26 protein-coding genes are annotated in these 25,540 nt (G+C 72.1%); 8 read left to right on the forward strand and 18 right to left on the reverse strand.

All coding sequences use genetic code 11. The features are described from left to right. Window positions 1-19: 19 nt before the first annotated feature. The 6 genes from ACQUQD_RS16715 to ACQUQD_RS16740 all read right to left on the reverse strand — a co-directional run bounded on the left by ACQUQD_RS16715 (window position 20) and on the right by ACQUQD_RS16740 (window position 5,402). Window positions 20-1,381, reverse strand: coding sequence for a hypothetical protein (locus ACQUQD_RS16715; RefSeq protein ID WP_428952879.1), 1,362 nt, complete (start codon window positions 1,379-1,381; stop codon window positions 20-22). Further along, a complete protein-coding gene (locus ACQUQD_RS16720) occupies window positions 1,378-2,502 on the reverse strand; it encodes a hypothetical protein (RefSeq protein WP_428952880.1) in 1,125 nt (374 codons plus the stop codon). The genes ACQUQD_RS16715 and ACQUQD_RS16720 overlap by 4 nt, the downstream gene beginning before the upstream one ends. Continuing rightward, window positions 2,499-3,470, reverse strand: coding sequence for a hypothetical protein (locus ACQUQD_RS16725; protein WP_428952881.1), 972 nt, complete (start codon window positions 3,468-3,470; stop codon window positions 2,499-2,501). Before ACQUQD_RS16725 ends, ACQUQD_RS16720 begins: the two co-directional genes overlap by 4 nt. Continuing rightward, window positions 3,471-4,190 (reverse strand): LPXTG cell wall anchor domain-containing protein, encoded by a 720-nt coding sequence (locus ACQUQD_RS16730; RefSeq protein ID WP_428952882.1) that lies wholly within the window; start codon window positions 4,188-4,190, stop codon window positions 3,471-3,473. A 164-nt stretch (window positions 4,191-4,354) separates the two neighbouring features. Continuing rightward, window positions 4,355-4,834 (reverse strand): ATP-binding protein, encoded by a 480-nt coding sequence (locus ACQUQD_RS16735; protein ID WP_428952883.1) that lies wholly within the window; start codon window positions 4,832-4,834, stop codon window positions 4,355-4,357. Between the two features lie 196 nt (window positions 4,835-5,030). Continuing rightward, window positions 5,031-5,402, reverse strand: coding sequence for an STAS domain-containing protein (locus ACQUQD_RS16740; protein WP_428952884.1), 372 nt, complete (start codon window positions 5,400-5,402; stop codon window positions 5,031-5,033). 251 nt (window positions 5,403-5,653) lie between these two features. Here ACQUQD_RS16740 and ACQUQD_RS16745 point away from each other — a divergent pair, with 251 nt between their 5' ends. After that, complete coding sequence (locus ACQUQD_RS16745; RefSeq protein ID WP_428952885.1) at window positions 5,654-6,553, forward strand: RNA polymerase sigma factor SigF; 900 nt, start codon at window positions 5,654-5,656, stop codon at window positions 6,551-6,553. 96 nt (window positions 6,554-6,649) lie between these two features. Here the strand turns inward: ACQUQD_RS16745 and ACQUQD_RS16750 are convergent, their stop codons facing one another. Genes ACQUQD_RS16750 through ACQUQD_RS16760 form a run of 3 tightly spaced genes read right to left on the reverse strand, consistent with a single transcriptional unit; the run spans window position 6,650 to window position 9,106 of the window. Next, window positions 6,650-7,426, reverse strand: a complete 777-nt coding sequence (locus ACQUQD_RS16750) for an ABC transporter permease (RefSeq protein ID WP_428952886.1) — start codon at window positions 7,424-7,426, stop codon at window positions 6,650-6,652. Beyond that, on the reverse strand, window positions 7,423-8,406 hold the full coding sequence (locus tag ACQUQD_RS16755; protein ID WP_428952887.1) for an ATP-binding cassette domain-containing protein: 984 nt from the start codon (window positions 8,404-8,406) through the stop codon (window positions 7,423-7,425). The genes ACQUQD_RS16750 and ACQUQD_RS16755 overlap by 4 nt, the downstream gene beginning before the upstream one ends. Window positions 8,407-8,434: 28 nt before the next feature. Then, window positions 8,435-9,106 (reverse strand): DUF4097 family beta strand repeat-containing protein, encoded by a 672-nt coding sequence (locus ACQUQD_RS16760; RefSeq protein ID WP_428952888.1) that lies wholly within the window; start codon window positions 9,104-9,106, stop codon window positions 8,435-8,437. 452 nt (window positions 9,107-9,558) lie between these two features. Here ACQUQD_RS16760 and ACQUQD_RS16765 point away from each other — a divergent pair, with 452 nt between their 5' ends. Beyond that, the gene (locus ACQUQD_RS16765; protein WP_428952889.1) at window positions 9,559-10,761 is read left to right on the forward strand and encodes a helix-turn-helix domain-containing protein; all 1,203 of its coding nucleotides are present in this window, start codon (window positions 9,559-9,561) and stop codon (window positions 10,759-10,761) included. Window positions 10,762-10,788: 27 nt separating this feature from the next. On the opposite strand, the gene hutI is transcribed toward ACQUQD_RS16765, so the two are convergent. The 4 genes from hutI to hutU all read right to left on the reverse strand — a co-directional run bounded on the left by hutI (window position 10,789) and on the right by hutU (window position 16,257). Next, window positions 10,789-11,961: an imidazolonepropionase gene (hutI, locus tag ACQUQD_RS16770; RefSeq protein ID WP_428952890.1), complete on the reverse strand. Its 1,173-nt coding sequence runs from the start codon at window positions 11,959-11,961 to the stop codon at window positions 10,789-10,791. 68 nt (window positions 11,962-12,029) lie between these two features. Then, window positions 12,030-13,370, reverse strand: a complete 1,341-nt coding sequence (locus ACQUQD_RS16775; protein ID WP_428952891.1) for a formimidoylglutamate deiminase — start codon at window positions 13,368-13,370, stop codon at window positions 12,030-12,032. After that, window positions 13,367-14,578, reverse strand: a complete 1,212-nt coding sequence (locus tag ACQUQD_RS16780) for an allantoate amidohydrolase (RefSeq protein ID WP_428957582.1) — start codon at window positions 14,576-14,578, stop codon at window positions 13,367-13,369. Before ACQUQD_RS16780 ends, ACQUQD_RS16775 begins: the two co-directional genes overlap by 4 nt. Before the next feature lie 14 nt (window positions 14,579-14,592). Next, a complete protein-coding gene (gene hutU / locus ACQUQD_RS16785) occupies window positions 14,593-16,257 on the reverse strand; it encodes a urocanate hydratase (protein ID WP_428952892.1) in 1,665 nt (554 codons plus the stop codon). Window positions 16,258-16,369: 112 nt separating this feature from the next. Between hutU and ACQUQD_RS16790 the strand changes: the two genes are divergently transcribed. From ACQUQD_RS16790 to ACQUQD_RS16810, 5 genes are all read left to right on the forward strand, one after another. Then, window positions 16,370-17,719 carry a diaminopimelate decarboxylase gene (locus ACQUQD_RS16790; protein WP_428952893.1) on the forward strand — a complete coding sequence of 450 codons (1,350 nt, stop codon included), beginning with the start codon at window positions 16,370-16,372 and terminating at the stop codon, window positions 17,717-17,719. 305 nt (window positions 17,720-18,024) lie between these two features. Then, window positions 18,025-18,429: a hypothetical protein gene (locus ACQUQD_RS16795; protein WP_428952894.1), complete on the forward strand. Its 405-nt coding sequence runs from the start codon at window positions 18,025-18,027 to the stop codon at window positions 18,427-18,429. Then, window positions 18,426-19,193 carry a DUF4388 domain-containing protein gene (locus tag ACQUQD_RS16800; protein ID WP_428952895.1) on the forward strand — a complete coding sequence of 256 codons (768 nt, stop codon included), beginning with the start codon at window positions 18,426-18,428 and terminating at the stop codon, window positions 19,191-19,193. Before ACQUQD_RS16795 ends, ACQUQD_RS16800 begins: the two co-directional genes overlap by 4 nt. Before the next feature lie 74 nt (window positions 19,194-19,267). Further along, complete coding sequence (locus ACQUQD_RS16805; protein WP_428952896.1) at window positions 19,268-19,786, forward strand: roadblock/LC7 domain-containing protein; 519 nt, start codon at window positions 19,268-19,270, stop codon at window positions 19,784-19,786. A gap of 26 nt (window positions 19,787-19,812) precedes the next feature. Further along, entirely contained in the window at window positions 19,813-20,187 is a 375-nt protein-coding gene (locus ACQUQD_RS16810) for a hypothetical protein (RefSeq protein WP_428952897.1), read from the forward strand. Window positions 20,188-20,208: 21 nt separating this feature from the next. On the opposite strand, the gene ACQUQD_RS16815 is transcribed toward ACQUQD_RS16810, so the two are convergent. Continuing rightward, window positions 20,209-20,778 (reverse strand): hypothetical protein, encoded by a 570-nt coding sequence (locus tag ACQUQD_RS16815; RefSeq protein WP_428952898.1) that lies wholly within the window; start codon window positions 20,776-20,778, stop codon window positions 20,209-20,211. Between the two features lie 89 nt (window positions 20,779-20,867). Continuing rightward, the gene (locus tag ACQUQD_RS16820; protein WP_428952899.1) at window positions 20,868-21,713 is read right to left on the reverse strand and encodes a helix-turn-helix transcriptional regulator; all 846 of its coding nucleotides are present in this window, start codon (window positions 21,711-21,713) and stop codon (window positions 20,868-20,870) included. A 136-nt stretch (window positions 21,714-21,849) separates the two neighbouring features. On the opposite strand from ACQUQD_RS16820, the gene ACQUQD_RS16825 reads away from it, so the two are divergent. Continuing rightward, window positions 21,850-22,611, forward strand: coding sequence for an SDR family oxidoreductase (locus tag ACQUQD_RS16825; protein WP_428952900.1), 762 nt, complete (start codon window positions 21,850-21,852; stop codon window positions 22,609-22,611). Between the two features lies 1 nt (window position 22,612). Here the strand turns inward: ACQUQD_RS16825 and ACQUQD_RS16830 are convergent, their stop codons facing one another. The 3 genes from ACQUQD_RS16830 to ACQUQD_RS16840 form a co-directional block, all read right to left on the reverse strand. After that, complete coding sequence (locus ACQUQD_RS16830; RefSeq protein WP_428952901.1) at window positions 22,613-23,050, reverse strand: hypothetical protein; 438 nt, start codon at window positions 23,048-23,050, stop codon at window positions 22,613-22,615. Window positions 23,051-23,140: 90 nt separating this feature from the next. After that, a complete protein-coding gene (locus tag ACQUQD_RS16835; protein WP_428952902.1) occupies window positions 23,141-24,559 on the reverse strand; it encodes a purine-cytosine permease family protein in 1,419 nt (472 codons plus the stop codon). A gap of 25 nt (window positions 24,560-24,584) precedes the next feature. Further along, window positions 24,585-25,529 (reverse strand): ABC transporter substrate-binding protein, encoded by a 945-nt coding sequence (locus ACQUQD_RS16840; protein ID WP_428952903.1) that lies wholly within the window; start codon window positions 25,527-25,529, stop codon window positions 24,585-24,587. Between the last annotated feature and the right edge of the window lie 11 nt (window positions 25,530-25,540).

The raw sequence follows: 25,540 nt of genomic DNA on the forward strand, positions 1-25,540 counted from the left end.
GTGCGGCGGCCCTGTCGCGTCAGCGGGTCCTGGCCGCCCGCCGCTTGGGCAGGAACGTGAACACCGCCCCGCCCAGCAGGATCACCGTGCCGGCCACCAGGCCGAGGGCGCGCAGGGCGCCGTCGTTCGAGGCGCCCGTCTCGGCGAGGCCGCCGCCGGTGGCGTCCGAGCCGCCCGTGGTGGAGCCGCCGGCCGAACCGCCCGTGGAACCGCCGGACGCGCCGCCCTCCACCGCCGTGGTGTCGATCTCCAGGGAGACCTCCGTCTTGGTCGGCGTGCAGGTGGTCGTCGTGCCCAGCGCCTTCACCGTGAGGACGCCCGGCGACAGGGTCGACTTGCCGTCGGCGCCCGGCTTGTAGGTGCCGGTCAGGTCCGGGATCGTCATCGGGTCGCCGGACTTGATGGGCTCCTTGTTGGTCGGGCCCTCGACGGCGACGGTGCCCTTGTCGGCGCCGCCCAGCTTGACCGCCATCGACGGCTTGACCGAGTCGGCCGGGATGTCGGCGGGGCTGTCCATGACCGACTTCTTGAACTTCACCGTCAGGGCGTAGTTCCCGCCGTCCTTCTTGGCGTTGATCTGCACCGGGGACGTGGCGTTCTTGTCGCCGATGGGGGTCTTGCAGGCGTACGGGATCTGGACTTCCTTGCCGGTGAAGTCGGTCTGGCCGCCACCGCCGCCACCGGTCGTGGCGCCCCCGGAGTCGGACCCGCCGGCGGTGGAGCCGGCCGAGGTGCCGCTCGTGGTCGACCCGCCCGTCGTGCTCCCGCCGGTGGTGCCGGCGGTCGTTCCGCTGGTGGTGCCGCCGGTGGAGGTCCCGCCGGTGGTCGCGCCGCCGCCGTCCGTCACCTTGATGGTCACGGCGGGCTTGACCGTCTCCTTCGGCGTGCACTTGGTGTCCGTGGAGATCGGCTTGTTGACGTTGATGTTGTACGCGTCCGGGGTCAGCGTCACGTCCCCGGCCTTGGTCAGTTTCAGCTTGCCCTTCATGTCGGACAGCACCATCGGGCTGTTCTTCTTGATCGCCGGGTTCTCCCGGGCGCCGGTGAGCTTCAGGTCACCGGTCTGCGCGCCGCCCACCTTCACCGTGCCCGTCGGCTGGACGGTGTTGGCGTCGAGGTCGAGCACGTCGGGGTTCTTCGAGGCGGCCTGGGTCGTCTTCCAGACCACGTCGATCTCGTCGCCGACCTTCGCGGTCGCGGGGGCCGTGATGTCGGCGACCGTGGTGCCCTCGACCGGCGGCAGCCCCGAGATGGAGGGCGGGATGCACTCCGTCTTGAAGCTGGACTCGGCCGCGTGCGCCGGCGCGGCGGCCAGCCACAGCCCCGCACCGGACAGGATCAGGGCGCAGCCGGCCGCACCGGCTCTCCGTTGCCTGCTCACGTGGTTCCTTTCGTCGTCTGGCTGTTGTCGGGCGGTGCGGAGAGCTGTCCGGCCGCGGGCACGCCGGGACCGGTGTCCGGGGTGAACCAGGGCAGGGTGGTCGTCGTGGCGGCGTCCGCGGCCGTACGCGGGGCGGGGGCCGGGGTGTCCGCGTCCTGCCGCGCACCCCTCAACCGGGGCATTCTCACGGTGAGTTCGGCCAGGCGCTGGGAGCCGCGGTGCCGTCCCTGGAAGGGCCGGTCGCGCGGGCGCAGCCGGTCCACGACGGCCATGCCGATGCGGAAGACGGCGGCGGGCACGACGACGCACAGCAGGATCCAGAAGAGCGTGACGCCCCAGGGGCGGCCCACGCCCCAGGGCTGTTCGGCCAGCACCTTCCCGCCGTACTTCAGCGACACCAGATAGCTGCCGTGGGCGCCGGCCGTCAGCTCGACGGGCAGCTCGATCCGCGCCTTGCGGCCGGGCCGGATCGTGCCGCGCCACTGCTGTTCCTCCCACTGCGGCGCGAACACCCCGTGGGAGGTGCCGACCTGGAAGACCGGGTCCTTGACCGGGGTCGAGCCGACGTTGCCCACGGTGAAGGTGAACGTCCGCGCGGGCGGGGCGCCGAACCAGGTGAGGACGCCGCTCGATCCGTCGAGGCGGGTGTCGGTGACCATGGACAGCTGTCCGTCGCCGGACTCGGCGGGCAGCGCCTTCACCGGGTGGCCCGCGACCTTGAACTCGGCGTCCGCCTGCGCCTTCTCGGCGCCGGTCACGGTCGCCACGTGGACGACGCACGGGCAGGGCCTGGGCGGTTCGGCGACCGGGAGCCGCTTGCTGAACGCCCCGTCGGCGTCGCTGGTGACGGCCAGGCCGTCGGCGTTGGCACAGGAGTTGGTGCCGCCGATGACACCGCGCGACGGGCTGGACTGCCCGCAGATCAGCATCATCAGCAGGGTCCTCGGCCGCCAGCCGGAGCCCTTGACGGTGATCGATCCGCCGGTGCCCGCCTGGGTCCTGGAGAGGGTGACGGTGGGCTTGTCCGCGGCGGTGGCCCACGGTGCCGTGCCCGCGAGGAGCGCGGCCACGAGGGCGAGAACGGTCAGCAGCCGCGTGGCCGGCGCGCTGCGGCGAGTCATGGCGCACTCCTTAGGTTGCCGGTGTCCTGTCGCCGTCGACGGCGCAGGGCCCAGTAGGCGGCGCAGGCCGCGCCCGCGAGCACGGCGAGGGCCCCGCCGAGCGGCGCCCAGGGCACGAACCGGGCCGTGGCCGTCGCGGAGTCCTTGGCGCCGCCGCCCGCCGTGACCGTCACCTTCACGTCGACCGCGTCGAGCGAGGGGGCGCCGTGCCAGGGTTCGGTGAGACTGACCCGGCGGCCGGGCAGCAGCTCCACCGGCAGGGTGCGCGGCCCCTTGTCGAGGACGCTGCCGAAGATCCCGTCGGCCTGGACGGCGAGGCGGGGGGTGAGTGTCGTGTTGCCGCGGTTCACGACGTCGTACGCGATCCGGTCCCCGCCGACGATCCGGACGTCCTCGACGGTGAGCGCCGAGAGGGTGGGGCCGCTGACCCGCAGGTGCACGCTGACCCCGGACGTGCGGCCGCCGTCGCTGGCCAGGATCGCGCCCGGGTGGTCGCCCGGTGTCGCGCCCGCCGGGACGGTGACCGTGAACGGGATCTCGGCGCGGGTGCGGGCCGGGATCCGTACGGACTTCTCGGCGAATCTGATCCAGGCCCCGGTGTCCTTCGCCCGGGTCCGGACGTCGAGGGCGCCGTCGGCCCTGTTGTCGGCGTCGGCGGCGCGCAGCGCGATCCGCAGGGACCGGGCGGTCGGGTTCGTGACGGCCACCTTGTCCTCCAGGACGGTGCCGGGGGTGCCCTCCGCGTAGATGTACGGGCGCCCGTCCTGGGCGGCGGGCCGTGACCCGCCGCCCGCGGACGGGGCGATCGTCCATGCCTGCGGGGCCGCCGTGGCCGCCGGTGACAGCAGCACGAGCGCGGCCAGGGCCGCGCCCGTCGCCCCTGCGCCGCACAGGCCGCGGATCTTCCTGCGGGTGCGGGTCGTGCGTGGTCGCCCGCGCAGTTCCCCGCGCCCCTTACAGGGCGCCATCTACCGCGCCGACTGGTTCCTGCGGGTCAGCCACAAGGCGCCCGCGGCACCGGCCAGCAGGACCGTTCCGCCCAGCGTGCCCAGCGCGATCGCCGAGTCCTGCGGGCCGGTCTGCGGGAGCTGGTCGCCGCCGGAGGGCGCGGAGTCCGAGGAACCCGAGGAGCCGGAGCCGCCGGTCGAGCCACCGCCACCGCCGCCGCCCGCGGCCTTCACGTCCAGCTCCAGGGACGGCTTCGGGTTGTTGCCGGGCGTGCACGTGGTCGTCGTGCCGAGCGCCTTGATGGTCAGGACGCCGGCCGTGAACGTCACCTTGCCGCTCTTCTTCGGCGTGTACGTCCCCGACAGGTCACTGATCTTGATCGGGGTGTTGGCGGGGATCGCCTCGGAGTTCGGCGGCCCGGACACCGGGACGGAGCCGCTGTCCGCGCCGCCCAGCTTGATGACCGCGCTGGGGTTCATCGCGCCCTTGCCCAGCTCGACCGGGCTGGAGGAGACGCCCTTCTGGAAGGACATCGTGATCTTGTAGCCGCTGCCGCTCTTGACGCTCTTCATGTCGATCGGGGAGACGGCGCTCTTGTCCCCGATCGGCGTCTTGCACTTGTAGTTGACGTCTTGGACCGTGGCCTGCGCTGCGGGGGCGGCCATCAGCACCGCCGAGCCCGCCAGTGCCGCGCTGAGCGCGAACGCGGCGGTTCGTTTCTGGTACGTCCGGTACGACACCTCGAGATCCCTTCAGACCGACGGTTACTGACGGTTCATCAGATGCGGGTGGCTCAAGGTACGCCCGGGGTCCTGCGGAGGGAAGACAAAGAGCACGCCGGATCGAAGACGATCCGGCGTGCTCGGAACTGCGAAGGAAATCAGGCCGTAACAGGCCCCAGCGACTAGGCGGGCGCGCCCAGCTCGGCCCAGACGGTTTTTCCGGTGACCCCGGGGGCGCGGACAACTCCCCAGTCGAGGCAGAGGCGTTGGACGATGAACATGCCGTGACCGCCGGGGCGGCCGGCGCGGTGCGGGGTGCGCGGTGCGGGCTGACCGGCGCCGCGGTCGGCGACTTCGATGCGCAGCACTTTGTTGTCGAGGGAGACGATCAGCTCGTCCGGGCCCTCGGCGTGCAGGCAGGCGTTGGTGACCAGCTCGGAGACTACGAGCAGCACATCCTCCGCGGCGGCGCGGCGGTCCGCGCTCGCGGCCGGCAGCCAGCCCCAGGCGTGCAGCGCCTCACGGGTGAAGTCGCGGGACAGCGGCACGATGCCACTGGCCCCAGCGAGGCTCAGCCTGCGGACCTGTCGGCCCCCGGCAGCCGGTACGTCTCCGGACTCGGGGCCGTGGTCGCCCGGCGAGTAAGGCCGGGTGGTGCTCATCAGCACTTCACCTCACCGATTTACCAATTCAGCTTCAGGATTCAGGGTTGCAGTGGCGGTCGGGTGTCTCCTGCCCGGCCGAACGACGAGAACACCCATCTGTTCGGCGCGAACCCTGTGACGCTGGTAACGCCTCGATCACGTAGAGACAACTGGAGCGTAACTTCTTGCGGCCGCAAGTACGCGGTCATTCGGGTCACTCCGCGGCGAGTGCCGCCTCCAGGGATTCGTGCACCGTAAACACGGCCTCCGCGCCGGTGATCTCGAAGACCCGGGCCACCACCGGCAGCATCCCGGCCAGATGGACTCCGCCGCCCGCGGCCTCGGCCTTGAGGCGGGCACCGAGCAGTACGTTCAGCCCCGTCGAGTCGCAGAACTCGAGGCGCGCGCAGTCGACCACCAGCCGGGAAAGCCCGCCGGCCAGGCATTCCTCGAGGGGTTCGCGCAGCAGATCGGCGGTGTGGTGATCCAGCTCACCCGCCGGGGTCACCACGGCGCTGGTGCCCTCGTGCCGCACCTCGACCAGAAGCCGGCCCCGATGCGCGCTGCCGACTGTCCCGCGGTCCATGACGTCTCTCTCTCGCTGCCTTCGACGTGCCGATTTACGCCCTCGAACCCTACGCCTTCTCTACGCCCCTCGGTACCCGAACAACCCCTAAGAATCGGACATTTCACCACAGATCGCACTTGCGGCGCGGTAAGGAAAGCGGGTAGGCCTAGTAAGGACAGCAATCGACACGGCCGGCTTTGGAGGCGCCGCACTCCGCAAGTGCACGTATGGGCATCGGCAGCCATATGCCGAGAACGATGGAGGACATCATGTCACCCCGGCTCGACGAATCGCGTACTGACCAGGCGACGTCGACACCCCCACCGGAACGCCACGCCGACTTCGAGTCCGACGCTCTGGAAGGACTTGACGGACTCCCTGAGATCCCGCCGTTCGACGAGGTGGGGCCGCTCGACGCGCGAGCCCTCTCCAAGACGCTCTTCGAGCGCCTGGAGTCCCTCGAGGAGGGCACGCACGAATACTCCTACGTCCGCAACACACTGGTCGAGCTCAACCTCGCCCTGGTGAAGTTCGCGGCCTCCCGGTTCCGCTCCCGCAGCGAGCCGATGGAGGACATCATCCAGGTCGGCACCATCGGCCTGATCAAGGCGATCGACCGCTTCGAGCTGAGCCGCGGCGTCGAGTTCCCCACCTTCGCGATGCCGACGATCGTCGGTGAGATCAAGCGCTTCTTCCGCGACACCTCCTGGTCGGTGCGCGTACCGCGGCGCCTTCAGGAACTCCGTCTCGACCTCGCCAAGGCGGGCGACGAACTCGCCCAGCAGCTCGACCGCGCCCCCACGGTGGGCGAGCTCGCCGAACGCCTGGGCCTGTCGAACGAAGAGGTCGTGGAGGGCATGGCGGCGTCGAACGCCTACACCGCCAGCTCCCTCGACGCCCAGCCCGAGGAGGACGACTCCGAGGGTGCGCTCGCGGACCGCATCGGGTACGAGGACCACGGTCTGGAGGGCATCGAGTACGTCGAGTCCCTCAAGCCGCTGATCGCCGAACTCCCGCCGCGCGACCGCAAGATCCTGTCTCTGCGCTTCGTCGCCAACATGACCCAGTCGGAGATCGGCGAAGAGCTGGGAATCTCGCAGATGCACGTGTCGCGGCTCCTGTCCCGCACCCTCGTGCGCCTGCGCAAGGGACTGACGGTGGAGGAGTGAGCCCGCCTTCAGGCCCCTTACGCGAACGGGCCCGCCCTCCCTGATCCCCAGGAGGCGGGCCCGTTCGCGTATCTGCTTCGGCTGCCGGCACGGCGGTTACTTGGGGTCGGCGTTGAACTGGGCCTTGGACCAGCGGTAGCCGAGGACGGTCAGGGCCAGGCACCAGACCAGCGCGATCCACCAGTTGTTGCCGATCTCCGTGCCCAGCAGGAGGCCGCGCAGGGTCTCGATGGCCGGGGTGAAGGGCTGGTACTCGGCGATCGGCTGGAACCAGCCCGGCATCGAGTCCAGGGGGACGAAGGCGCTGGAGATGAGCGGCAGCAGGATCAGCGGCATCGCGTTGTTGCTGGCCGCCTCCGCGTTCGGGCTGCCCAGCCCCATGCCGACCGCGATCCAGGTGAAGGCCAGCGCGACCAGGGCGAGGAGCCCGAAGGCGGCGCACCACTCCAGCACGGTGGCGTCCGTGGAACGGAAGCCCATCGCCACCCCGACGGCGCCGACCAGGACCACGCTGACCAGGGTCTGCAGGACGCTGCCGACGACGTGGCCGAACAGGATCGAGCTGCGGTGGATGGCCATGGTGCGGAAGCGGGCGATGATGCCCTCGCTCATGTCGGTGGACACCGACACCGCGGTACCGATGACGGTGGAACCGATCGTCATGAGCAGGATGCCGGGGACGATGTAGGCGATGTAGGCGTCGCGGCCCGCCCCGCCGCTCATCGTGTCGCCGAAGATGTAGACGAACAGCAGGAGCAGCATCACCGGGGTGAGCAGCAGGTTCAGGGTGAGGGAGGGGTAGCGGCGGGCGTGCAGCAGGTTGCGCCGCAGCATGGTGGACGAGTCGCGGACGGCGAGGGAGAGGGAGCTCATCGGACGGTCTCCTCGGACTGGCTGGGCTGGGGGTTCACGACGGACAGGGCGGGCCGGGCGGTGCCGCTGGTGAGGGCGAAGAAGACGTCGTCGAGGTCGGGGGTGTGCACGGTCAGCTCGTCGGCCTCGATGCCGGAGATGTCCAACTGGTCGAGGATGGAGCGCAGTTCGCGCTGGCTGCCGTCGCTGGGGATCTTCAGGGCCTGGGCGTCGTCGTCGCGGGTCGCCGCGTCGAGGGTGGCGGCCGCCGAGCGGTAGGCGTCCGGGTCGGTGAAGCGCAGGCGGATGTGTCCACCGGGGACGAGGCGCTTGAGTTCCTCGGCGCTGCCCTCGGCGGCGATCCTCCCGTCGTTCAGCACCGCGATCCGGTCGGCGAGCTGGTCGGCCTCTTCGAGGTACTGGGTGGTGAGGAAGACGGTGACGCCGTCGGTGACGAGTTCGCGGATGATCTGCCACATGTTGTGCCGCGAGCGCGGGTCCAGGCCGGTGGTCGGCTCGTCGAGGAAGATGATCCGCGGGCGGCCGACCAGGGTCATCGCGATGTCCAGGCGGCGCTTCATGCCGCCGGAGTAGGTGGAGGCGGGCTTTCTCGCGGCTTCCACCAGGTCGAACCGCTCCAGGAGTTCGGCGGTGACCCGCCGGCCCTCGGCCTTGGAGAGGTGGTGCAGGTCCGCCATCAGGAGCATGTTCTCCTCCCCCGTGATCAGACCGTCGACGGCGGAGAACTGCCCGGTCACCCCGATCGCGGCGCGCACCGCCTGCGGTTCGGCCGCCAGATCGTGGTCCGCGACCCGGGCCTGTCCGCCGTCGGCGGTGATCAGGGTGGACAGGATCTGCACCGTGGTGGTCTTCCCGGCGCCGTTCGGCCCGAGCAGCGCGAAGACCGAGCCGGCCGGGATGCGCAGGTCGATGCCGTCGAGCACGGTCTTGTCGCCGTAGGACTTGCGCAGCTCGTTCGCCGCGATGGCCAGGCTGGTCATGAGGAGGGCTCCTTCTGAGGGCTGCGGGTCAGAGGCTGCGGGCGGTGATGTCGCCGTGGCCGGTGGTGGCGTGGACGGTGAGCTCGGGCGTGGCGTCGGCGTTCTTCAGTGCGTTGTCGATCCGGCCGGAGCCGGTACCCGCGTCGAGGGAGGCGGAGACCCCGGGGGCGGCCACGACGGTGATGTCTCCCATCTGGGTGCTCAGCGTGAGCGTGCCGCGCACGGCCTCGCCGACGGTCAGGTCGCCCTTCTGGGTGCTGATCCGACCGGGGCCGTTCAGTCGGCCGACCTTGATGTCGGCGTCGAGGCCGGTGAGGTGGACGCTGTCGGCCTCGTCGAGCTGGACCTGGCCGTGACCGCCGTCGAAGGTGACATCGCCGAGGCGTCCCGCGCCGCGGAACTCGGCGGCGGCGGCCTTCGCCTCGATGCGGGAGCCGGCCGGCAGCTGGACGGTGACCTCGACGGAGCCGGAGCCGCTGCCGAGGAGCCGGTTGGCCGCCGCCGGGGCCTCGATGCGCAGGACACCGTCGGCGAAGGCGACCTGGAGCTGCTCGGCGGCCTTCACGTCACGGGACTTGGCGGGGTCGGCGGGCCGGACCTCGACGGTGGTGTCGGTGCGGTCGGCGGCGACGACCTGGATGCGCCCCGCGGGGATGTTCAGCTCGGCGGTGACCGGGGCGGTGGTGTCGAACTTCTGCATCGTTCTCTCCTTGTCCGTGGCGGTGAGTCCTGTGCGGCTCGCCGTTTCCGATGAGTGAAACGCTACGTTGCGTTCAAGAATCCGGCAACATACTTGTTGCGCTAAAACGCCATCATTGCAGCTCAGAAATGAAAAAACGTTGCAATGGTTCGCGATGTAACGCAACAAAGGGTGATGCATTCATTGCAATGAAGTGGAAGTGAATGCCACGTCGCGCATATCCGCCCCCACCTTTCGGGCCGTCCGCCGGCGAGGTTCATCCGCGGACAGCAGCAACGTACGGCTGTTGCCACCGGCTTGGCAAGAGATTGCCAACAAGAATTGCCAAGCAGGGACTGGAGTCGCGCTCACGCTGGCAAGAGATTGCCCCGATCTGGGCAAGTCGGCTACGCTCGGGAGGGAAACACCCCTTCGGGTGCCGGAAGGCATCAGCACTACCCAGGAGTTCGGACATGCTCGAGCAGCCAGTCTTCGGCCGTCGGCTCAGGCAACTGAGGACAGAGCGCGGCCTGTCGCTCGCCACGCTCGCGGGCGAGGGCATGTCGGCCGGGTACCTGTCCCGCCTCGAGTCCGGTGCGCGCCGGCCCACCGATCGGGCGGTCGCGCATCTGGCCACGCAGTTGGGTATCAGCCCGGCCGAGCTCACGGAATCCACCGCGACCTCGCTGTCCCAGAGCCTGACGCTGGCCACCGGGCTGAGCCGGGACGAGGCCGGCGAGGTGCTCAGCGAAGCCCTGAAGGCCGCGGAGGGCGAGGACCCGCAGCTGCGCTGGCAGGCGCTCTGGCAGGTCTCCGAGTGGCGTCGGCGGCGGCAGGAGTATGCCGAACAGCGGGCGTGCCTCGACGAACTGGTCGCGCTCAGCGTGGCGCTCGGGCAGCCCGAGCTGCAGGCCAGGGCGCTGGCCGAGGTGGCTCGCACCATGCGGGCCGCCGGTGAGATCACCGACGCCGTCGACACCGCGATGCACGCCTACGAACTGGCGAAGAGCGAGGGGCTGCCGCCGCGCGTGCTGACCTCGACGCTGCTCGCTCTGGTGGCGGCGCTGGCCGAGGCCGGAAGGATGCCCGACGCCTCGCGCTACACCGACGAACTGCTCACCGTGGCGAAGGAGACCTCCGGATCGGAATGGGCGCAGGCCTTGTGGGCCGCTGCCAACACCCGGGCCCGCCAGGGGGATCTGGACGCCGCGTCGGAGCTGATGGACCAGGCCGTCCGCGGCTTCGACGGCCGCGACGACCTGACGATGTGGATGCGCGTGCGTATCAGTGCGGCCCGGCTCGACCTCAGGGGCGATCCGCCGCGGGCGGAGTCCGCCCAGCGGCGCGTCGAGGAGGTCCGGGCGGCCCTGCCGTTCGCGGGCACGCCGACCATCGAGCAGCAGTTGCTCGCGCTGCGTGCCCGGATCGCCGTGTCCACCGGCCGCCCCGACGAGGCGCGCGAGGTCCTCGACCAGCTGGTCGGCTTCGACGATCTGCTGCCGTACCAGGACCGGATCAGGCTCGACGTGCTGCGCAACCGCGTGCTGCTCCTGGAGGGCGAGCGGGACCGGGCGCTCACCGGACTGCGGGACCTCGCCGGCCAGGCCCAGCAGAGCGGCAACATGGACCTGGCCGCGGAGATCTGGCGGCTCGTCGCCGAGTCCCTGGCGCCGTAGCCGGCGGCCGGCGGGACGCGGGTGCCGTCAGACGGCGCGTGCCCCGGCCCGCCACACCTCCCGCACCAGCGGGACGCCCGGCCGGTAGGCCAGATGCACATGGCTCGGCGCGTCCAGGAACGCCAGGTCCGCGCGGGCGCCCGGCGCGAGGTGGCCGACGTCCGTGCGGCGGAGCGCCCGCGCGCCGCCCGCGGTCGCCGACCACAGCGCCTCGTCCGGGGTCATGCCCATGTCCCGTACGGCCAGGGCGATGCAGAAGGGGACCGAGGACGTGAAGGACGAGCCCGGGTTGCAGTCCGTGGACAGCGCGACCGTGGCGCCCGCGTCCAGCAGGCGGCGGGCGTTCGGCCACTGGGCCCGCGTGGAGAACTCGGCGCCGGGCAGCAGCGTGGCCACCGTGTCGCTGTTCGCGAGGGCGTCGACGTCGGCGTCCGTGAGGTGCGTGCAGTGGTCGGCGCTCGCCGCGTCCAGTTCCACGGCGAGCTGGACGCCCGGGCCGTAGGAGAGCTGGTTCGCGTGGATGCGCGGGTGCAGGCCCTTCGCCCGGCCCGCCGTGAGGATCGCGCGGGCCTGGTCACCGTCGAAGGCGCCCTTCTCGCAGAACACGTCGATCCAGCGGGCGTGCGGGGCGCAGGCGTCCAGCATCTCGCCGGTCACCAGCTCCACGTACGCGGCCGGGTCGTCGGCGAAGTCGGGCGACACGATGTGGGCGCCGAGGTAGGTGACCTCGTCGGTGTGGGCCGCCGCGATGCGCAGGGCGCGTTCCTCGTCGGCGGTGGTCAGGCCGTAGCCGGACTTCGTCTCGAAGGTGGTCGTGCCCTGGCGGAGCGCTTCCGCGAGGTAGCGGGTGAGGTTCGCCTCCAGGGCCTCGTCCGTGGCCGCCCGGGTCGCCGCCACCGTGGTGCGGATGCCGCCGGCCTGGTAACTCCGGCCCGACATGCGGGCGTTGAACTCCTTCGTGCGGTCGCCCGCGAAGACCAGGTGGGAGTGGGAGTCGACGAAGCCGGGGACGACGGCGCGGCCCCCGGCGTCGTGCCGGGTGTCGGTGGCCGGGGTCTTCGCCGCCGGGCCCGCCCAGGCGATCCTGTCGCCCTCGATGACCAGGGCGGCGTTCTCGATCAGGCCCAGGGGGCCGTCGCCGAGGTCCGGGTTGTTGGTGACCAGGGTGCCGATGTCGGTGATGGCCGTGGTGGTCGTCATGGTTCCTCTTCCTGAGGTCACGGGGCTGCGCCCCGGACCCCGCTCCTCAAGCGCCGGAGGGGCTTGGACTAGTGCAGCGCCGCAATGGCCGAGGTCAAGGCTCCTGCCACGTCACCGACCAGCACATGCTCCCCGTCGCGGACGATCCTGCGGCCGCCCGCGATCACGTCCGTCACGTCCGCCCCGCTCGCCGCGAACACCGCCGTCTCCGCGCCGAGGCGGGGCAGCGCGCCCGCCGTGCGGACCGAGTCCAGGGTGATCGTGACCAGGTCCGCCACCGCGCCCGTCTCCAGGGTGCCCGCGTCGGACCAGCCCAGCGCCGCGTGGCCGTCGGCCGTGGCCGCGCGGAGCAGGGCCGCCGCGGTCCAGTGGCCGCGGGTGCGGGAGCGCAGGCGTTCGTTCAGTTCCATCGCCCGCGCCTCCTCGAACAGGTCGATGACGGCGTGGCTGTCGGAGCCGAGGGAGAGCGCGGAGCCCGCCTTCTGGAGGGCCACCGCCGGGCCGATGCCGTCGGCCAGGTCGCGTTCCGTCGTCGGGCACATGCAGGTGCCGGTGCCCGAGCGGCCGATCAGCGCGATGTCGGCGTCGGTGAGGTGGGTGTTGTGGACGCCCGTCGTGCGCGCGCTCAACACGCCGTGCTCAGCGAGGAGTTGGGTGGGGGTGCAGCCGTGGGCGGCCTGGCACGCGTCGTTCTCCGCGGTCTGCTCGGAGAGGTGGACGTGGAGGGGCGCCCGGCGGTCCGCCGCCCACTGCGCGACCGTCCCGAGCTGGTCGGCCGGGACCGCGCGCACCGAGTGGACCGCCGCGCCGATCCGGGCGTGCGGGCGTTCCTTGAGCAGGGACGCGCGCTCGGCCCACGCCTGGGCCGTGCCGTCGGAGAAGCGCCGCTGGTGGCGGTCCGGCTCCGTGCCGAAGCCCGCGGAGAGGTACGCCGTGTCGAGCAGCGTGATGCGGATGCCCGCCTCGTCCGCCGCCGCGATCAGCGCCTCGCCCATCGCGTTGGGGTCCTCGTACGGGGTGCCGCCGGGCTGGTGGTGCAGGTAGTGGAACTCGCCGACCGCCGTGATGCCGGTCAGCGCCATCTCCGCGTACACCGCCCGCGCGAGCGCGTGGTACGTGTCGGGGGTGAGCCGGTCCGCGACCCCGTACATGACCTCGCGCCAGGTCCAGAACGTGCCCGAGCCGACCTGCACCGTCGAGCGCAGCGCCCGGTGGAAGGCGTGGCTGTGGGCGTTGGCCAGGCCGGGGACGGTGAGGCCGCGCAGCACGGTCGCGCCGGGCGGCGGGGTCTCGGTCCCCGTGCGGACGGCCGCGATCCGGCCGTCCGCCGTGACGTCCACGGCCACGCCGGGCTCGACGTTCGGGTCGAGCCAGGCGTGCTCCAGCCAGTACGTCGTCTGCGTCGTCACGTGCAGGCCAGTCCTTCCAGTACGTCGGCGAGTGCCGCCACCCCGGCCAGGCAGTCGTCCTCGGCCGCGGACTCGGCCGGGGAGTGCGAGACGCCCGTGGGGTTGCGTACGAACAGCATGGCGGTGGGGACCGACGAGGCGAGGATCCCCGCGTCGTGTCCCGCCCCCGTCCCCAGCACGGGGACCGTCAGGCCGGCCGACGCGCCCTTCGTGCCGAGGATCCGGGCCAGTTCGTCGCGCAGCGCGTGGTCGAAGTCGACGACCGGTGTGAACGACTCCCTGGTCAGCGATACGTCGATGCCGTGCGCGTCGGCGTATGCGCGGGCCGCCTTCTCGATGGCCGTGACGGTCCGGTCGAGGGCGTCCTGGTCGGCGGCGCGCGAGTCGAGCCAGCCGCGGACCAGGGACGGGATGGCGTTGACGCCGTTCGGCTCGACCGCGATCTTGCCGAACGTGGCGACCGCGCCCGCCAGTTGTGCCTCGCGGCGGGCCGCCAGGACCGTCTCCGCGTACGGCAGCATCGGGTCCCTGCGGTCGACGAGCCGGGTCGTGCCCGCGTGGTTGGCCTCGCCGCGGAAGTCGAAGCGCCAGCGGCCGTGCGGCCAGATGGCGCTGGCGATGCCGACCGCGTCGCCGGACAGGTCCAGGGCGCGGCCCTGTTCGACGTGCAGCTCGACGAACGCGCCGATGCGGGCCAGGCGTTCGGGGTCCGGGCCGATCGTCTCCGGGTCGTACCCGGCGCTCTCCATGGCCTGCGGCAGCGTGATGCCGTCGGCGTCGGTGAGCCGGTGGGCCTGCTCGCGGGTGAGGTGGCCGCCGCTGAGGCGGGAGCCGACGCAGGCCAGGCCGAAGCGGGCGCCCTCCTCGTCGCCGAAGTTGGTGATCGCGAACGGCTTGGTGAACTCCGCTCCCCTGTGGCGGAGTTCGTCCAGGGCGGCGAACGAGGAGACGACGCCGAGCGGGCCGTCGAAGGCGCCGCCGTCCGGGACGGAGTCCAGGTGGGAGCCCGTGACGACGGCGTCCCCGGCTTCCGGGTCGCCGAGCCAGGCCCACTGGTTGCCGTTGCGGTCCAGTTCGTAGGTCAGGCCGCGGGACGTGGCCTGCGCCTCGAACCATGCGCGGCAGTCGGTGTCGGCGCCGGTCCAGGCGTAGCGGCGGTAGCCGCCGCTGTCCTGGTTCCGGCCGATGGGACGCAGCTCGCGCCACATCTCCAGGAAGGCGCTCACGCGTCGTCGCCCTCACGCATGGGGACACGGACGCCGCGCTCCGCCGCGACCTGCGCCGCGTGCTCGTAGCCCGCGTCGACGTGGCGGATGACGCCCATCGCCGGGTCGTTGGTGAGGACGCGCTCGATCTTCTGCGCGGCGAGGTCGGTGCCGTCGGCGACGCAGACCTGGCCCGCGTGGATGGAGCGGCCCATGCCGACGCCGCCGCCGTGGTGCAGGGAGACCCAGGAAGCGCCGGAGGCAGTGTTGACCAGGGCGTTCAGGAGCGGCCAGTCGGCGATCGCGTCGGACCCGTCCTTCATGGCCTCGGTCTCGCGGTACGGGGAGGCGACCGAGCCGGAGTCGAGGTGGTCGCGGCCGATGGCGACCGGGGCGGAGAGTTCGCCGGAGGCCACCATCTCGTTGAACTTGAGGCCCGCCAGGTGGCGTTCGCCGTAGCCGAGCCAGCAGATGCGTGCCGGGAGGCCCTCGAAGGAGATGCGCTCGGCGGCCATGTCGAGCCAGCGGTGCAGGTGCTTGTTCTCCGGGAACAGCTCCTTGATCGCGGCGTCCGTCTTGCGGATGTCCTCCGGGTCGCCGGACAGGGCGGCCCAGCGGAACGGGCCGAGGCCCTCCTCGAACAGCGGGCGGATGTGCGCGGGCACGAAGCCGGGGAAGTCGAAGGCGCGCTCGCAGCCGGCCTTGCGGGCCTCGTCGCGGATCGAGTTGCCGTAGTCGAAGACCTCGGCGCCGGCGTCCAGGAAGCCGACCATGGCCTCGACGTGCAGGCGCATCGACTGACGGGCCTTGTCGGTGAAGCCGGCCGGGTCCGCCTCGCGCTCCTTGTCCCAGTCCTCGACCGAGATGCCGACGGGCAGGTAGGCGAGGGGGTCGTGGGCGGAGGTCTGGTCGGTGACGATGTCGATCGGGGCGCCGCGGCGCAGCAGCTCGGGGAAGACCTCGGCGGCGTTGCCGACGACGCCGATGGACAGGCCGCGGCGCTCGTCGCGGGCCTGGACCGCCAGCTCCAGGGCGTGGTCGAGGCTGTCGGCCTTGACGTCCAGGTAGCGGGTGCCGATGCGGCGGTCGATGCGGGTCTCGTCGACGTCGACGCAGATCGCGACGCCCTCGTTCATCGTGACCGCGAGCGGCTGGGCGCCGCCCATGCCGCCGACACCGGCGGTGAGGGTGATCGTCCCCGCGAGGGTGCCGTCGAACTTCTTGCGGGCGACGGCGCCGAAGGTCTCGTAGGTGCCCTGGACGATGCCCTGCGAGCCGATGTAGATCCATGAACCGGCCGTCATCTGGCCGTACATGGTGAGGCCCTCGGCCTCCAGCTTGCGGAACTCCTCCCAGTTGGCCCAGTCGCCGACCAGGTTGGAGTTGGCGAGCAGCACGCGCGGCGCCCACTCGCTGGTGCGCAGCACGCCGACCGGCTTGCCGGACTGGACGAGGAGCGTCTCGTCGGACTTCAGCGTCTTGAGCGTGCGCACGATCGCGTCGTACGCCTCCCAGGACCGGGCCGCCTTGCCGGTGCCCCCGTAGACGACCAGCTTGTCGGGGTGCTCGGCGACCTCCGCGTCGAGGTTGTTCATGAGCATCCGCAGGGCGCCCTCCTGCTGCCACCCCAGGGTGTTGAGCTCGGTGCCGCGCGGGGCTCGTACGGCGCGGGGTCCTGACATCGGCGGCCTCCTGGAGTGCTCCATGTTGATGCGGTTATTCACATCCTGACTTCCTGAATAGGGCTAGTCAATACATTCCCCTGACAGCGGTCCGAGTGGTTGTCTGGACCACATGGCTCCCACGGACGCTTCCCCGGACCGTTCCGCCCGCCGCGACCAGGCCGTACGCGCCGCCGTCGACCAGGCACTCGTCGGCCCGGCCCGGCCCGTCGCCGGACTCCTCGACGTCACCGGCATCCGCGCCTCGGCCGCCGCGCTGCACGCCGCCTTCGACGCGGTCGTCGCACCCGGCACGGAGGTGCTGCACTCCTTCGCCGTGAAGGCGACGCCGCTCGTGCCGGTCCTGCGGCTGCTGCACGACGCGGGCATCGGGGCCGAGGTCGCGAGCCCGGGCGAGCTGGCCCTGGCCCGCGCGGCCGGGGTGCCGCCGGCCCGCACCGTCCTGGACTCCCCCGCCAAGACCGCCGCCGAACTGCGCGAGGCCCTGGCCCTCGGCATCGCCGTGAACGCCGACAACCCGCAGGAGCTGGCCCGCCTGGACGCCCTCGTCGCCTCCGCGCCCACCCGCTCCCCCGTGGGCCTGCGCGTGAACCCGCAGATCGGGGCGGGCTCGATCGGCGCCCTGTCGACCGCCACCGCCACCTCCAAGTTCGGGGTGGCGCTGCGCGACGAGGGCGCACGCGAGTGGGTCGTGCGGGCCTTCCTGGACCGGCCGTGGCTGACCCGCCTGCACACGCACTCCGGATCGCAGGGCGTACCGCTGGAGCTGATGGCCGAGGGGGTGCGCACCACGTACGAACTCGCCGAGGAGATCAACCGGTCGGCGGGCCGGCGGCAGATCGACACGCTCGACATCGGCGGCGGTCTGCCGGTGAACTTCGCCTCCGACGAGGAGAGCCCGGGCCATGCCGCGTACGCGCAGCTGCTCGCCGAGACCGTCCCGGGCCTCTTCGACGGGCGCTACGGCCTGGTCACCGAGTTCGGCCGGTCACTGCTCGCCAAGCACGGCCTGATCCTGGCGCGCGTCGAGTACGCCAAGCGCAGCGGCGGGCGCCCGATCGCCGTGACGCACGCGGGAGTCCAGGTCGCGACCCGGACCGTGTACGCGCCCGCGTCCTGGCCGCTGCGGATCGCCGCGTACGACGCGCAGGGCCGGCCCAGGACCGGCCCGGCCGTCGCGCAGGACGTGGCGGGCCCCGCCTGCTTCGCCGGGGACCTGCTCGCCGAGAACCGCCCGCTGCCGCCGCTGGAGGCCGGCGACCACGTGGCCGCGCTCGACACCGGCGCGTACAACTTCGCCCAGCACTACTCCTACAACTCGCTGACCCGGCCCGGGGTGTACGGATTCACCGCGGACCCGGTCGACGGCGTGCGGTTCGCGACCGTACGGGCTCCGCAGACGGTGGCGGAGATCGTGACGGAGGCGGGCGGCGACCGGCGGGGCGCCCTGCTCGACCTCTGAGACCACACGGCCTCTGGGACTCCTCGGCCTCCCGGGCCCCTCGGCCTCCGGGAGCGCCCGCGCGCAGAGGTCTGAGCGCACGGGAGTGAGGCGTGAGGCGGGGTTCCGCGCGCCGGGCGCGCGGAGGCGTGCGCCGGGCGCACAGGACCCCTCTTTCCAGCTGAGTTGGCGGATTTTATCCCCCCTTCGAATGTTCCACCGGAAAATGCCAGAACGCTCACCAGGTCGCCGTACCGTGCGTAGCGTCTCCGTCACACCAGCACCAAGGGTGCACGAGAACGGCGACCAAGTGGGGAGTTTCAGGCGTGCCCGGAATCGACGAGTGCCTGCTTGAGGTCATGCGGCTGCCGGGTGCCCGCGGCGCCTCCGTCGTCGACTGGACCAGCGGTCTGGCCCTGGGCACCATCGGCGACTCGCCCAACGGGGACCACGAGGCCACCGCCGCCGAGGCCGCCGAACTCGCCCGGCTGGCCGCCGAGCACCGCGCGTTCTCCCCGGCCGAGGGCAGCGACTGGACCGAGGCCGACAAGGAACCGCCCGTCGAGGACGTCATCGTCACCAACCGCGACGGCTACCACCTGCTCCGCTTCGTCCGGACCAGCTTCGACAGCAGCGTCTTCCTCCACCTGTGGCTCGACCGGGACGAGGGCAACCTCGCGTACGCCCGGCTCCATCTCACCGGCCTGGCCGACCGGTTGGTCCTCGGATGAGCAGCGCCACCGCGGGCGTCTCGCCGATGCTCGGCCGGCTCGCGGACGAACGGGCCACCGGGGCGCTGATCCGCGAACACGGCACCCTCTATCTGGCGGACGGGCGGATCGTGCACGCGGAGTCGCCCGCGACCCCCGGCATGGACGTGCTGCTCACGGCGGGCGGCGCGGTGCACGCCGACCGCTGGTGGGAGGCCGTGGACCGGGCGGGGGCCGGGCAGCGCGTCGGCCGCTACCTCGTCGAACAGGGCCGGCTGTCGGACGGCGCGCTCGAACTGTGCCATCTGGCCGCGGTGTTCGACGCCGCGTACTTCACGCTCGCGCCGAGCAGCGGACCCACCCGGTTCCGCTACGGGGTCTCGCACTGGTTCGGCGCGGTGCGTCCGGTGCCGGTGGCGGCGGTCGAGCGCGAGACGCTGCGCCGCCGCGACCTGCTCCAGCGGATCTGGCCCGAGCCGGACACCGACACGGCCCCGCTGACCCGGGCCACGGGCCGCGAACAGCCGGTGCCGCCGCGGCGGCGCCGGGTCCTGGACCTGGTCGACGGGGCGCGCACCGCGTCGCAGATCGCGCTCGCCCTGGGCAGGCCCGCTTTCCACACCCTGGTCGATCTGCGCCGCCTCGCCGCGGGCGGCCTGGTGACCACCGCTCCCCCGGAGCCCGCCATCACGACCCCGGTGCCCGCGTGGATGTCGCACGCCGCCGTCGAGGATCCCGACGTGGCGCTGCTGCGCCGGCTGCGCGCCGCACTGGAGGCCCTGTGAAGCGCCTGCGCCGCGCCGGACGCGCCGGCTCCGTACCTCCTGTCACTCCCGCAACTCCCGGAAGGAGACCGCCGATGGCCGACGAGGCCGAAGTCCTCGGCGAACTACACAGGTTGAGAGTCCGGGTCCCCCAGGTCACCGGGGCCCTCGCGGCCAGCGTCGACGGACTCGTGCTCGCCCAGGACACCCCCGGCATCGAGCCGGAGGGCATGGCCGCGCTGACCGCCGCCGCGCTCGGCGTGGCCCAGCGCCTCTCGGACGCCACCGGGCAGGGCGGTTTCCGGGAACTCCTGGTGCGCGGTACGGACGGCTATGTCGCCACGTACGCCGCCGGGGGCAGCGCGGTCCTCACCCTGCTCGCCGAGGACCGGGTCAACGTCGGGCGGCTGCATCTGGAGGGCCGCCGCTCCGGGACCCGGATCGGCGAGCTGGTCGACGCGGCCGCCGCGGAGCCGGTCGCCCGCGGCCGCGGGCGCTCCCGCGCCCGCACCGCGCCCTCGCCGCCCGTTGCCTCCACCGAGAGCGGACTGCCGGTCCGCACCCCCAGATCCGAGCTCTCCGAGCCCAAATTGCAACCTCGAACTGCCCGCTGAGGCAGCACAGGAAAGGACCCAGCATCATGGCCAACACCGAGACCGCTCTCAAGGACGCCGTCGCCTCCATCGAGGGCGCCAGCGCCGCGGCACTGGTCGACTACAACAGCGGCATGGCCCTCGGCACCATCGGCGGCTCCAAGAGCTTCGACCTGGAGGTCGCCGCCGCGGGCAACACCGACGTCGTCCGCGCCAAGCTGCGCACCATGGAACACCTCGGGCTGAAGGACGAGATCGAGGACATCCTCATCACACTCGGCACCCAGTACCACCTGATCCGCCTCCTGAAGGGGCGCAGCGGCAACGGGCTGTTCCTGTACCTGGTGCTCGATTCAGCGCGCGCCAACCTGGCGATGGCCCGCCATCAGCTGAAGTCGATCGAGAACGAACTCGAAGTCTGAACAAGGGAGTTCACCGCGAGATCAGCGACGTCGCGCCCCGCCGGGCGCGGCGTCGCCCGCTGCCGTGCCGGTGGACCGGTACCCCTTGACCTGCTTGCCCGCGGGCGCGCCCGCCCGTGACCCGAGCCAGTCGACGCGCAGCCACAGCAGCGCCTCGTCCTGCCGTTCGCGCCGTCCCAGCCAGGCCGCCTTCAGCCACAGTCCGGCGCCCGCCCCGGCCAGGGCCATCCCGCCGGCCGCGGGCACCACGAAGGAGCTCCCGACCGCCGCCAGGAACGCCAGCGCCAGCCACCACCGGTGGCCGCGCCGCCAGTTCCGTACGGTGATCCGCCGGTCCTGGAGCACGTCGAACTTCCCGGCGCGGGTCGCCCCGCGGGTGAGCCGGGCGTACCGCTGCCTGCGGCCGTACGCGACCGCCGCCGCGACCACCAGGAACAGCACGGCCCCGCCGAGCACGCCGATCCGCCGCCCGGTGAGGCCGTCGGGCAGCACCCCGATCCCCGCCGCGACGACCCCGAGCCACCCCATCGGCGCGGCTCCGGCCCGCACCACGACAGCCGTCCTGACCAGCCCCTGTGCTCCGCGCGTCACCGTGTCGCCCTCCTCCGGCGTCCGTCCGTCCGGGGCCGGAGATTAGCGACGGTTTCTGAGGGTTGTGTGAGAGCGCCCTGAAGCGTCCGTCAGCGCGGTGTCGCCGCCCAGCTGCCCAGCATCCGCAGCCGTTCCTCCGTCACCGAGCCGGGCTCGGGCGTGTACACCACCAGGGCCTGGTCGGGCTCTCCCGTGACCCTCAACGTCTCGTAGGGCAGGGTGAGTTCACCGGCGACGGGGTGCAGCAGGCGCTTGGCGCCCGAGGTCTTCTCCTTCACCTGGTGGTCCGCCCACAGGCGCCGGAAGTCCGCGCTCGCCAGCGAGAGTTCACCGACGAGCGCCGCCAGCCGGGGGTCTTGGGGGTGCGCGCCCGCGTCGAGGCGCAGGAACGCGACGGTCTCGGCGGCGACCGCCGGCCACTGCGGGTACAGGTCGCGGGCGGCCGGGTCGAGGAAGACCTGGCGCGGCATGTTGCGGTCCTTCGGGGGCATCGCAGAGAAGCCGAGCAGGGCGTCGGCGAGCGCGTTCCAGGCCAGTACGTCCATGCGGCGGCCGAGCACGAACGCCGGGCCCTTCTCGATCGTGTCGAGCAGCAGCCGCAGGCCCGGCCGCACCTGCTGGGCCGCCGGGCGGGCCGCCGCCCGGCGGTGGGTCTCGGCGGGGCGGGCGACCGCGCTCAGATACGTCCGCTCGGTGTCGTCGAGGCGCAGGACGCGCGCGACGGCGTCGAGCACGGCGTCCGACACCGAGGTGCCCCGCCCCTGTTCCAGGCGGATGTAGTAGTCGACGCTGACCCCGGCGAGCTGGGCGACCTCCTCGCGGCGCAGGCCCGGTACCCGGCGGCGGCCGTGTCCCGGCAGGCCGACCTCCTCGGGCCGGATGCGGGCGCGCCGTGAGCGCAGGAAGTCGCCTATGCCGTCGGCCGGTTCGCTCATGGCTCCGATCCTAGGCACCGGACACGCTTGCGTCCTGGTACTGCCGGACCCAGGAAAAGCTCTGCCCTGGGTGGGCCGCGCGGCCCGCCGCAGGCTGGTGCCCACCGAACGGCGCACCGCATCCCGAGGAGTTCCCATGACGTACGACGCCCTCATCGGCCGCACCGCCCTCGTCACCGGCGCGGCCAGCGGCATGGGCGAGGCCACCGCCCGGCTGCTCGCCGCCCACGGGGCCCGCGTCGCCCTGCTCGCCCGGCGCGCCGACCGGCTCACCGCGCTGGCCGCGAAGATCGGGGCGGACGGCGGGCAGGCCCTGGCACTGCCCGCGGACATCACGGACCAGGCCTCGGTCGACGCCGCCACCGAGCACGTGCACGCCGCGTACGGGCGGGTCGACCTCGTCGTGAACGCGGCGGGCGTGATGCTGCCGAACCCCGTCGCCGACGGCCGCGCCGACGAGTGGCAGCGCATGCTCGACACGAACGTCGCCGGGGCGCTGCGCGTCATCCGCGCCCTCACCCCCGACCTGATCGCGACGGCCGCGGCGGGCGGCACGGCGGACCTGGTGAACATCTCGTCCATCGGCGCGCACGTCCCGTTCCCGAACTACGCGGTGTACGGGGCGACGAAGGCCGCCCTCACCTATCTCTCCCAGTCGCTGCGCACCGAGCTGGGTCCGCTCGATGTGCGGGTCACGAACATCGAGCCGGGCCTGACGGAGTCGGAGCTGGCCTCCCACGTCGACAACGCGGAGCTCTCGGGCCAGCTGGACGGCATGTTCGAGGCGCTGACCGGGCTGTCGTCCGACGACATCGCGGACCTGATCGCCTACACGACGAGCCGCCCCCGCCACGTGAACCTGCGTCAGGCAATCGTCCTGCCGACCCGGCAGGCGTGACTCACTCCTCCCACTCGGAGTCCTGCCCCGCGCGCCGCCGCTTCCCGAACCGCGGCGACCAGTGCCCCGCGTGCAGGGCGTTCACGCCGACGATGCCGCCCCAGGCGATCAGCAGTCCGGGCAGGCCGGCGTTGACCACGGCGATCGCGGACAGCGGGATCGCGAGGACGAGGGTGACGACGGCGAAGCCGAAGCGCTCGCCCCAGCCGTCGCCGTCGCCGCGGCCGCCGCGGGCGTCGCGGGCGACGGACATCCGCTGTTCGGCCAGTTGCCTGCGCACCCGCCGGTCCACGACGGAGTCCAGGCGCTGCTCGACCTTGTCGAGGAACGAATCGACGAGCGCGGTCTCGTACTCCTCGCCGAGTTCCCTGCGGGCGTGCAGGGTGGCGTCGAGTTCCTTCTTGAGTTCGGCGTCACGTGCCTGTTCGCGGGCTTCCATACCAATTCACGGTACGGAGTGGGGGCGCCTGTGGCAGTGGGGCTAGCCCCCCTCTTGGTGCGGGGCCGGTCCCCCGGCTCCGGTGCCGGCTCACGACGGGGACGACACCAGGGGCTCGGCCGGCCGGTCGTCCAGGATCGTCCGCTCCGGTACGTGCGAGGTGTCGCGCCGGGCGAGCAGCCAGTACAGGACGGCCGGGACGGCGAGCCCCACGATCCAGGAGATGTCGGCGCCGCCGAGCGGGCCGACGAACGGGCCGGTGTAGAAGGCGGTCGCCAGGAAGGGGAGCTGGGCGAGGACCCCGACGCCGTAGACCACGAGGGCGTCGCCGCGCCAGGCGCCGTAGCGGCCGTTCGGGTCGGCGAGGGCCGGGATGTCGTAGCGCTCGCGGGAGATCAGGTAGTAGTCGACCAGGTTGATGGCGCTCCACGGCGTGAAGAACGTCAGCAGGAACAGCAGGAAGTCCTTGAAGGACGACAGGAAGCTGTCCTTGCCGGCCAGGGCGACGGCCGTGCCCGCGACCATGATGATCGCGATGTAGACGGCCCGGCCGCGCCGCGACAGGGCCCGCTGGCCGCGGAAGCCGCTGATGCCGGTGACCATCGACATGAAGCCGCCGTACGTGTTGAGCACGTTGATGGTCAGCTTGCCGAGCGCGATCACGAAGTAGAAGAACGATGCCACCAGGCCCGCGCCGCCGAGCGAGACGACGTAGCCGACCTGGTTGTCGAGGAACGCGCCGCCCGAGCTCGCGGCGACCAGCACGCCGAACGTCATCGCCCACTGCGAGCCGATCGCCGAGCCGGACAGGGTCCACCAGAACGTGGCCTTGGCGCTCGTGGTCCGCGGCAGATAGCGCGAGTAGTCGGCGACGTAAGGGCCGAACGCCAGCTGCCACGACGCCGACAGCGACATGGCCAGCAGGAACATGGGGAGCGAGAAGTGCGCGTCGGAGAGCAGGTCGCCGAGGTCGACGCGGCCGAGGAGGCGCACGCCCAGGTACACGAAGGCGAGCGCGCAGACGACGCTCGCGACCCGGCCGAGGACGTGGATGACGCGGTAGCCGACGGCCGCCATGACGGCCGTGACGAGGCCGAAGACGATGATGCCCGTGCTCTCGTCCGTGTGCGTCAACTCGGCGGTGGCCTGTCCGGCGAGGACGGTCCCGCTCGCGAAGAAGCCGACGTACATGAGGATCACGAGGAGCAGCGGCACGACGGCGCCCTTGACGCCGAACTGGGCCCGCGACTGGATCATCTGGGGCAGCCCCAGCTTGGGGCCCTGCGCCGAGTGGAGCGCCATGACGGCGCCGCCGAACAGGTTGCCGAGCACGAGCCCGGCCAGTGACCAGACCACGTCGCCGCCGAAGACGACGGCGAGGGCGCCGGTGACCACGGCGGTGATGTGGAGGTTGGCGCCGAGCCAGAGCGTGAACTGGTGGAAGGCGCGCCCGTGCCGCTCGCTGTCCGGGACGACGTCGATGGAGTGCTTCTCCACTACCGCTGCCATGGTGGTGCTCCTTGCCGCTGTTCCGCTACTTCTTCGCCAGCCCGTGCTGACGCGCGTAGTCGTTCGCCACGTCCTCGGGGTCCTTCTTGTCCTTGTCGACGAGCCGGTTCAGCTCGGTCAGCTGCTCGGTGGTGAGGACGTTGCCGAGGCGGGCCAGCGCCTTGCGGACGGTCGAGTCGGCCTTGCGGTCCGCGATCAGCGGGACGACGTGCTGGCCGGGGACGAGGTTCTTGGGGTCGGTGAGGACGACCCAGTGGTTGGCGGCGATGTCGGTGTCGGTGGTGAACAGGTTCGCCACGTCGACGTCGCCCTTCTTCAGGGCGCCCTTGACCAGCGGCCCGGACGAGTCGAGGGACTTGAACTCCTTGAACTCGACGCCGTACACGTCCTTCAGGCCGACGGCGCCGACCTGCCGCTTCTTCACTTCCGGCGCCGCGCCGATGACGAGGTCGCCGTTGTGCTTCGCCAGATCGGCGAGCGACCTGAGGCCGTACTTCTCGGCGGTCTCGCGCGTGACCACGAAGGCGTCCGAGTCCTCGGCCATCCCGTAGGGCAGGATCTGCAGCCCGGCCGGGAGCGCCACGGCGAGGGCGTTCTGCATCTCGCCCTCCTCGGTGACGGTGGACTTGGTGTCGAGGTAGTGCAGCAGGGCGCCCTGGTACTCGGGCAGCAGGTCGATGTCGCCGCCCTTGAGGGCGGGGATGAGGATCTCGCGGGTGCCGAGGTTGGGCCGCACGGTCGTCTTCACCCCGGCCGCGTCCAGCACGGCCGCGTACAGGTAGCCGAGCACCTGGTTCTCGGTGAAGTTGGCGGTGCCGATCGTGACGCCGTTCTTGCTGGAGCCGCCGCCGGAGCCGCCGGAGCCCTGCCCGTCGAGCGAGGTGATGCCGCTGGAGCAGGCGGCGAGGGCGGGCACGGAGGCCGCGGCGAAGAGTCCGCCGATGACGGCACGTCGGTTGAGGTTGGTCATCTTGCTTGCTC

It is taken from the genome of Streptomyces sp. cg35 (genome assembly GCF_050410835.1).
GTDB lineage: Bacteria > Actinomycetota > Actinomycetes > Streptomycetales > Streptomycetaceae > Streptomyces.

Coding starts and splice junctions, on each gene's coding strand:
- hutI (WP_428952890.1), bottom strand. CDS start 11,961: ATGACGACCACCACGGCCATCACCGACATCGGCACCCTGGTCACCAAC.
- ACQUQD_RS16800 (WP_428952895.1), top strand. CDS start 18,426: ATGAGCAGCGCCACCGCGGGCGTCTCGCCGATGCTCGGCCGGCTCGCG.
- ACQUQD_RS16760 (WP_428952888.1), bottom strand. CDS start 9,106: ATGCAGAAGTTCGACACCACCGCCCCGGTCACCGCCGAGCTGAACATC.
- ACQUQD_RS16745 (WP_428952885.1), top strand. CDS start 5,654: ATGTCACCCCGGCTCGACGAATCGCGTACTGACCAGGCGACGTCGACA.
- ACQUQD_RS16740 (WP_428952884.1), bottom strand. CDS start 5,402: ATGGACCGCGGGACAGTCGGCAGCGCGCATCGGGGCCGGCTTCTGGTC.
- ACQUQD_RS16835 (WP_428952902.1), bottom strand. CDS start 24,559: ATGGCAGCGGTAGTGGAGAAGCACTCCATCGACGTCGTCCCGGACAGC.
- ACQUQD_RS16820 (WP_428952899.1), bottom strand. CDS start 21,713: ATGAGCGAACCGGCCGACGGCATAGGCGACTTCCTGCGCTCACGGCGC.
- ACQUQD_RS16810 (WP_428952897.1), top strand. CDS start 19,813: ATGGCCAACACCGAGACCGCTCTCAAGGACGCCGTCGCCTCCATCGAG.
- ACQUQD_RS16750 (WP_428952886.1), bottom strand. CDS start 7,426: ATGAGCTCCCTCTCCCTCGCCGTCCGCGACTCGTCCACCATGCTGCGG.
- ACQUQD_RS16720 (WP_428952880.1), bottom strand. CDS start 2,502: ATGACTCGCCGCAGCGCGCCGGCCACGCGGCTGCTGACCGTTCTCGCC.
- ACQUQD_RS16825 (WP_428952900.1), top strand. CDS start 21,850: ATGACGTACGACGCCCTCATCGGCCGCACCGCCCTCGTCACCGGCGCG.
- ACQUQD_RS16790 (WP_428952893.1), top strand. CDS start 16,370: ATGGCTCCCACGGACGCTTCCCCGGACCGTTCCGCCCGCCGCGACCAG.
- ACQUQD_RS16755 (WP_428952887.1), bottom strand. CDS start 8,406: ATGACCAGCCTGGCCATCGCGGCGAACGAGCTGCGCAAGTCCTACGGC.
- ACQUQD_RS16735 (WP_428952883.1), bottom strand. CDS start 4,834: ATGAGCACCACCCGGCCTTACTCGCCGGGCGACCACGGCCCCGAGTCC.
- ACQUQD_RS16830 (WP_428952901.1), bottom strand. CDS start 23,050: ATGGAAGCCCGCGAACAGGCACGTGACGCCGAACTCAAGAAGGAACTC.
- ACQUQD_RS16765 (WP_428952889.1), top strand. CDS start 9,559: ATGCTCGAGCAGCCAGTCTTCGGCCGTCGGCTCAGGCAACTGAGGACA.
- hutU (WP_428952892.1), bottom strand. CDS start 16,257: ATGTCAGGACCCCGCGCCGTACGAGCCCCGCGCGGCACCGAGCTCAAC.
- ACQUQD_RS16725 (WP_428952881.1), bottom strand. CDS start 3,470: ATGGCGCCCTGTAAGGGGCGCGGGGAACTGCGCGGGCGACCACGCACG.
- ACQUQD_RS16805 (WP_428952896.1), top strand. CDS start 19,268: ATGGCCGACGAGGCCGAAGTCCTCGGCGAACTACACAGGTTGAGAGTC.
- ACQUQD_RS16840 (WP_428952903.1), bottom strand. CDS start 25,529: ATGACCAACCTCAACCGACGTGCCGTCATCGGCGGACTCTTCGCCGCG.
- ACQUQD_RS16780 (WP_428957582.1), bottom strand. CDS start 14,578: ATGTGGCGCGAGCTGCGTCCCATCGGCCGGAACCAGGACAGCGGCGGC.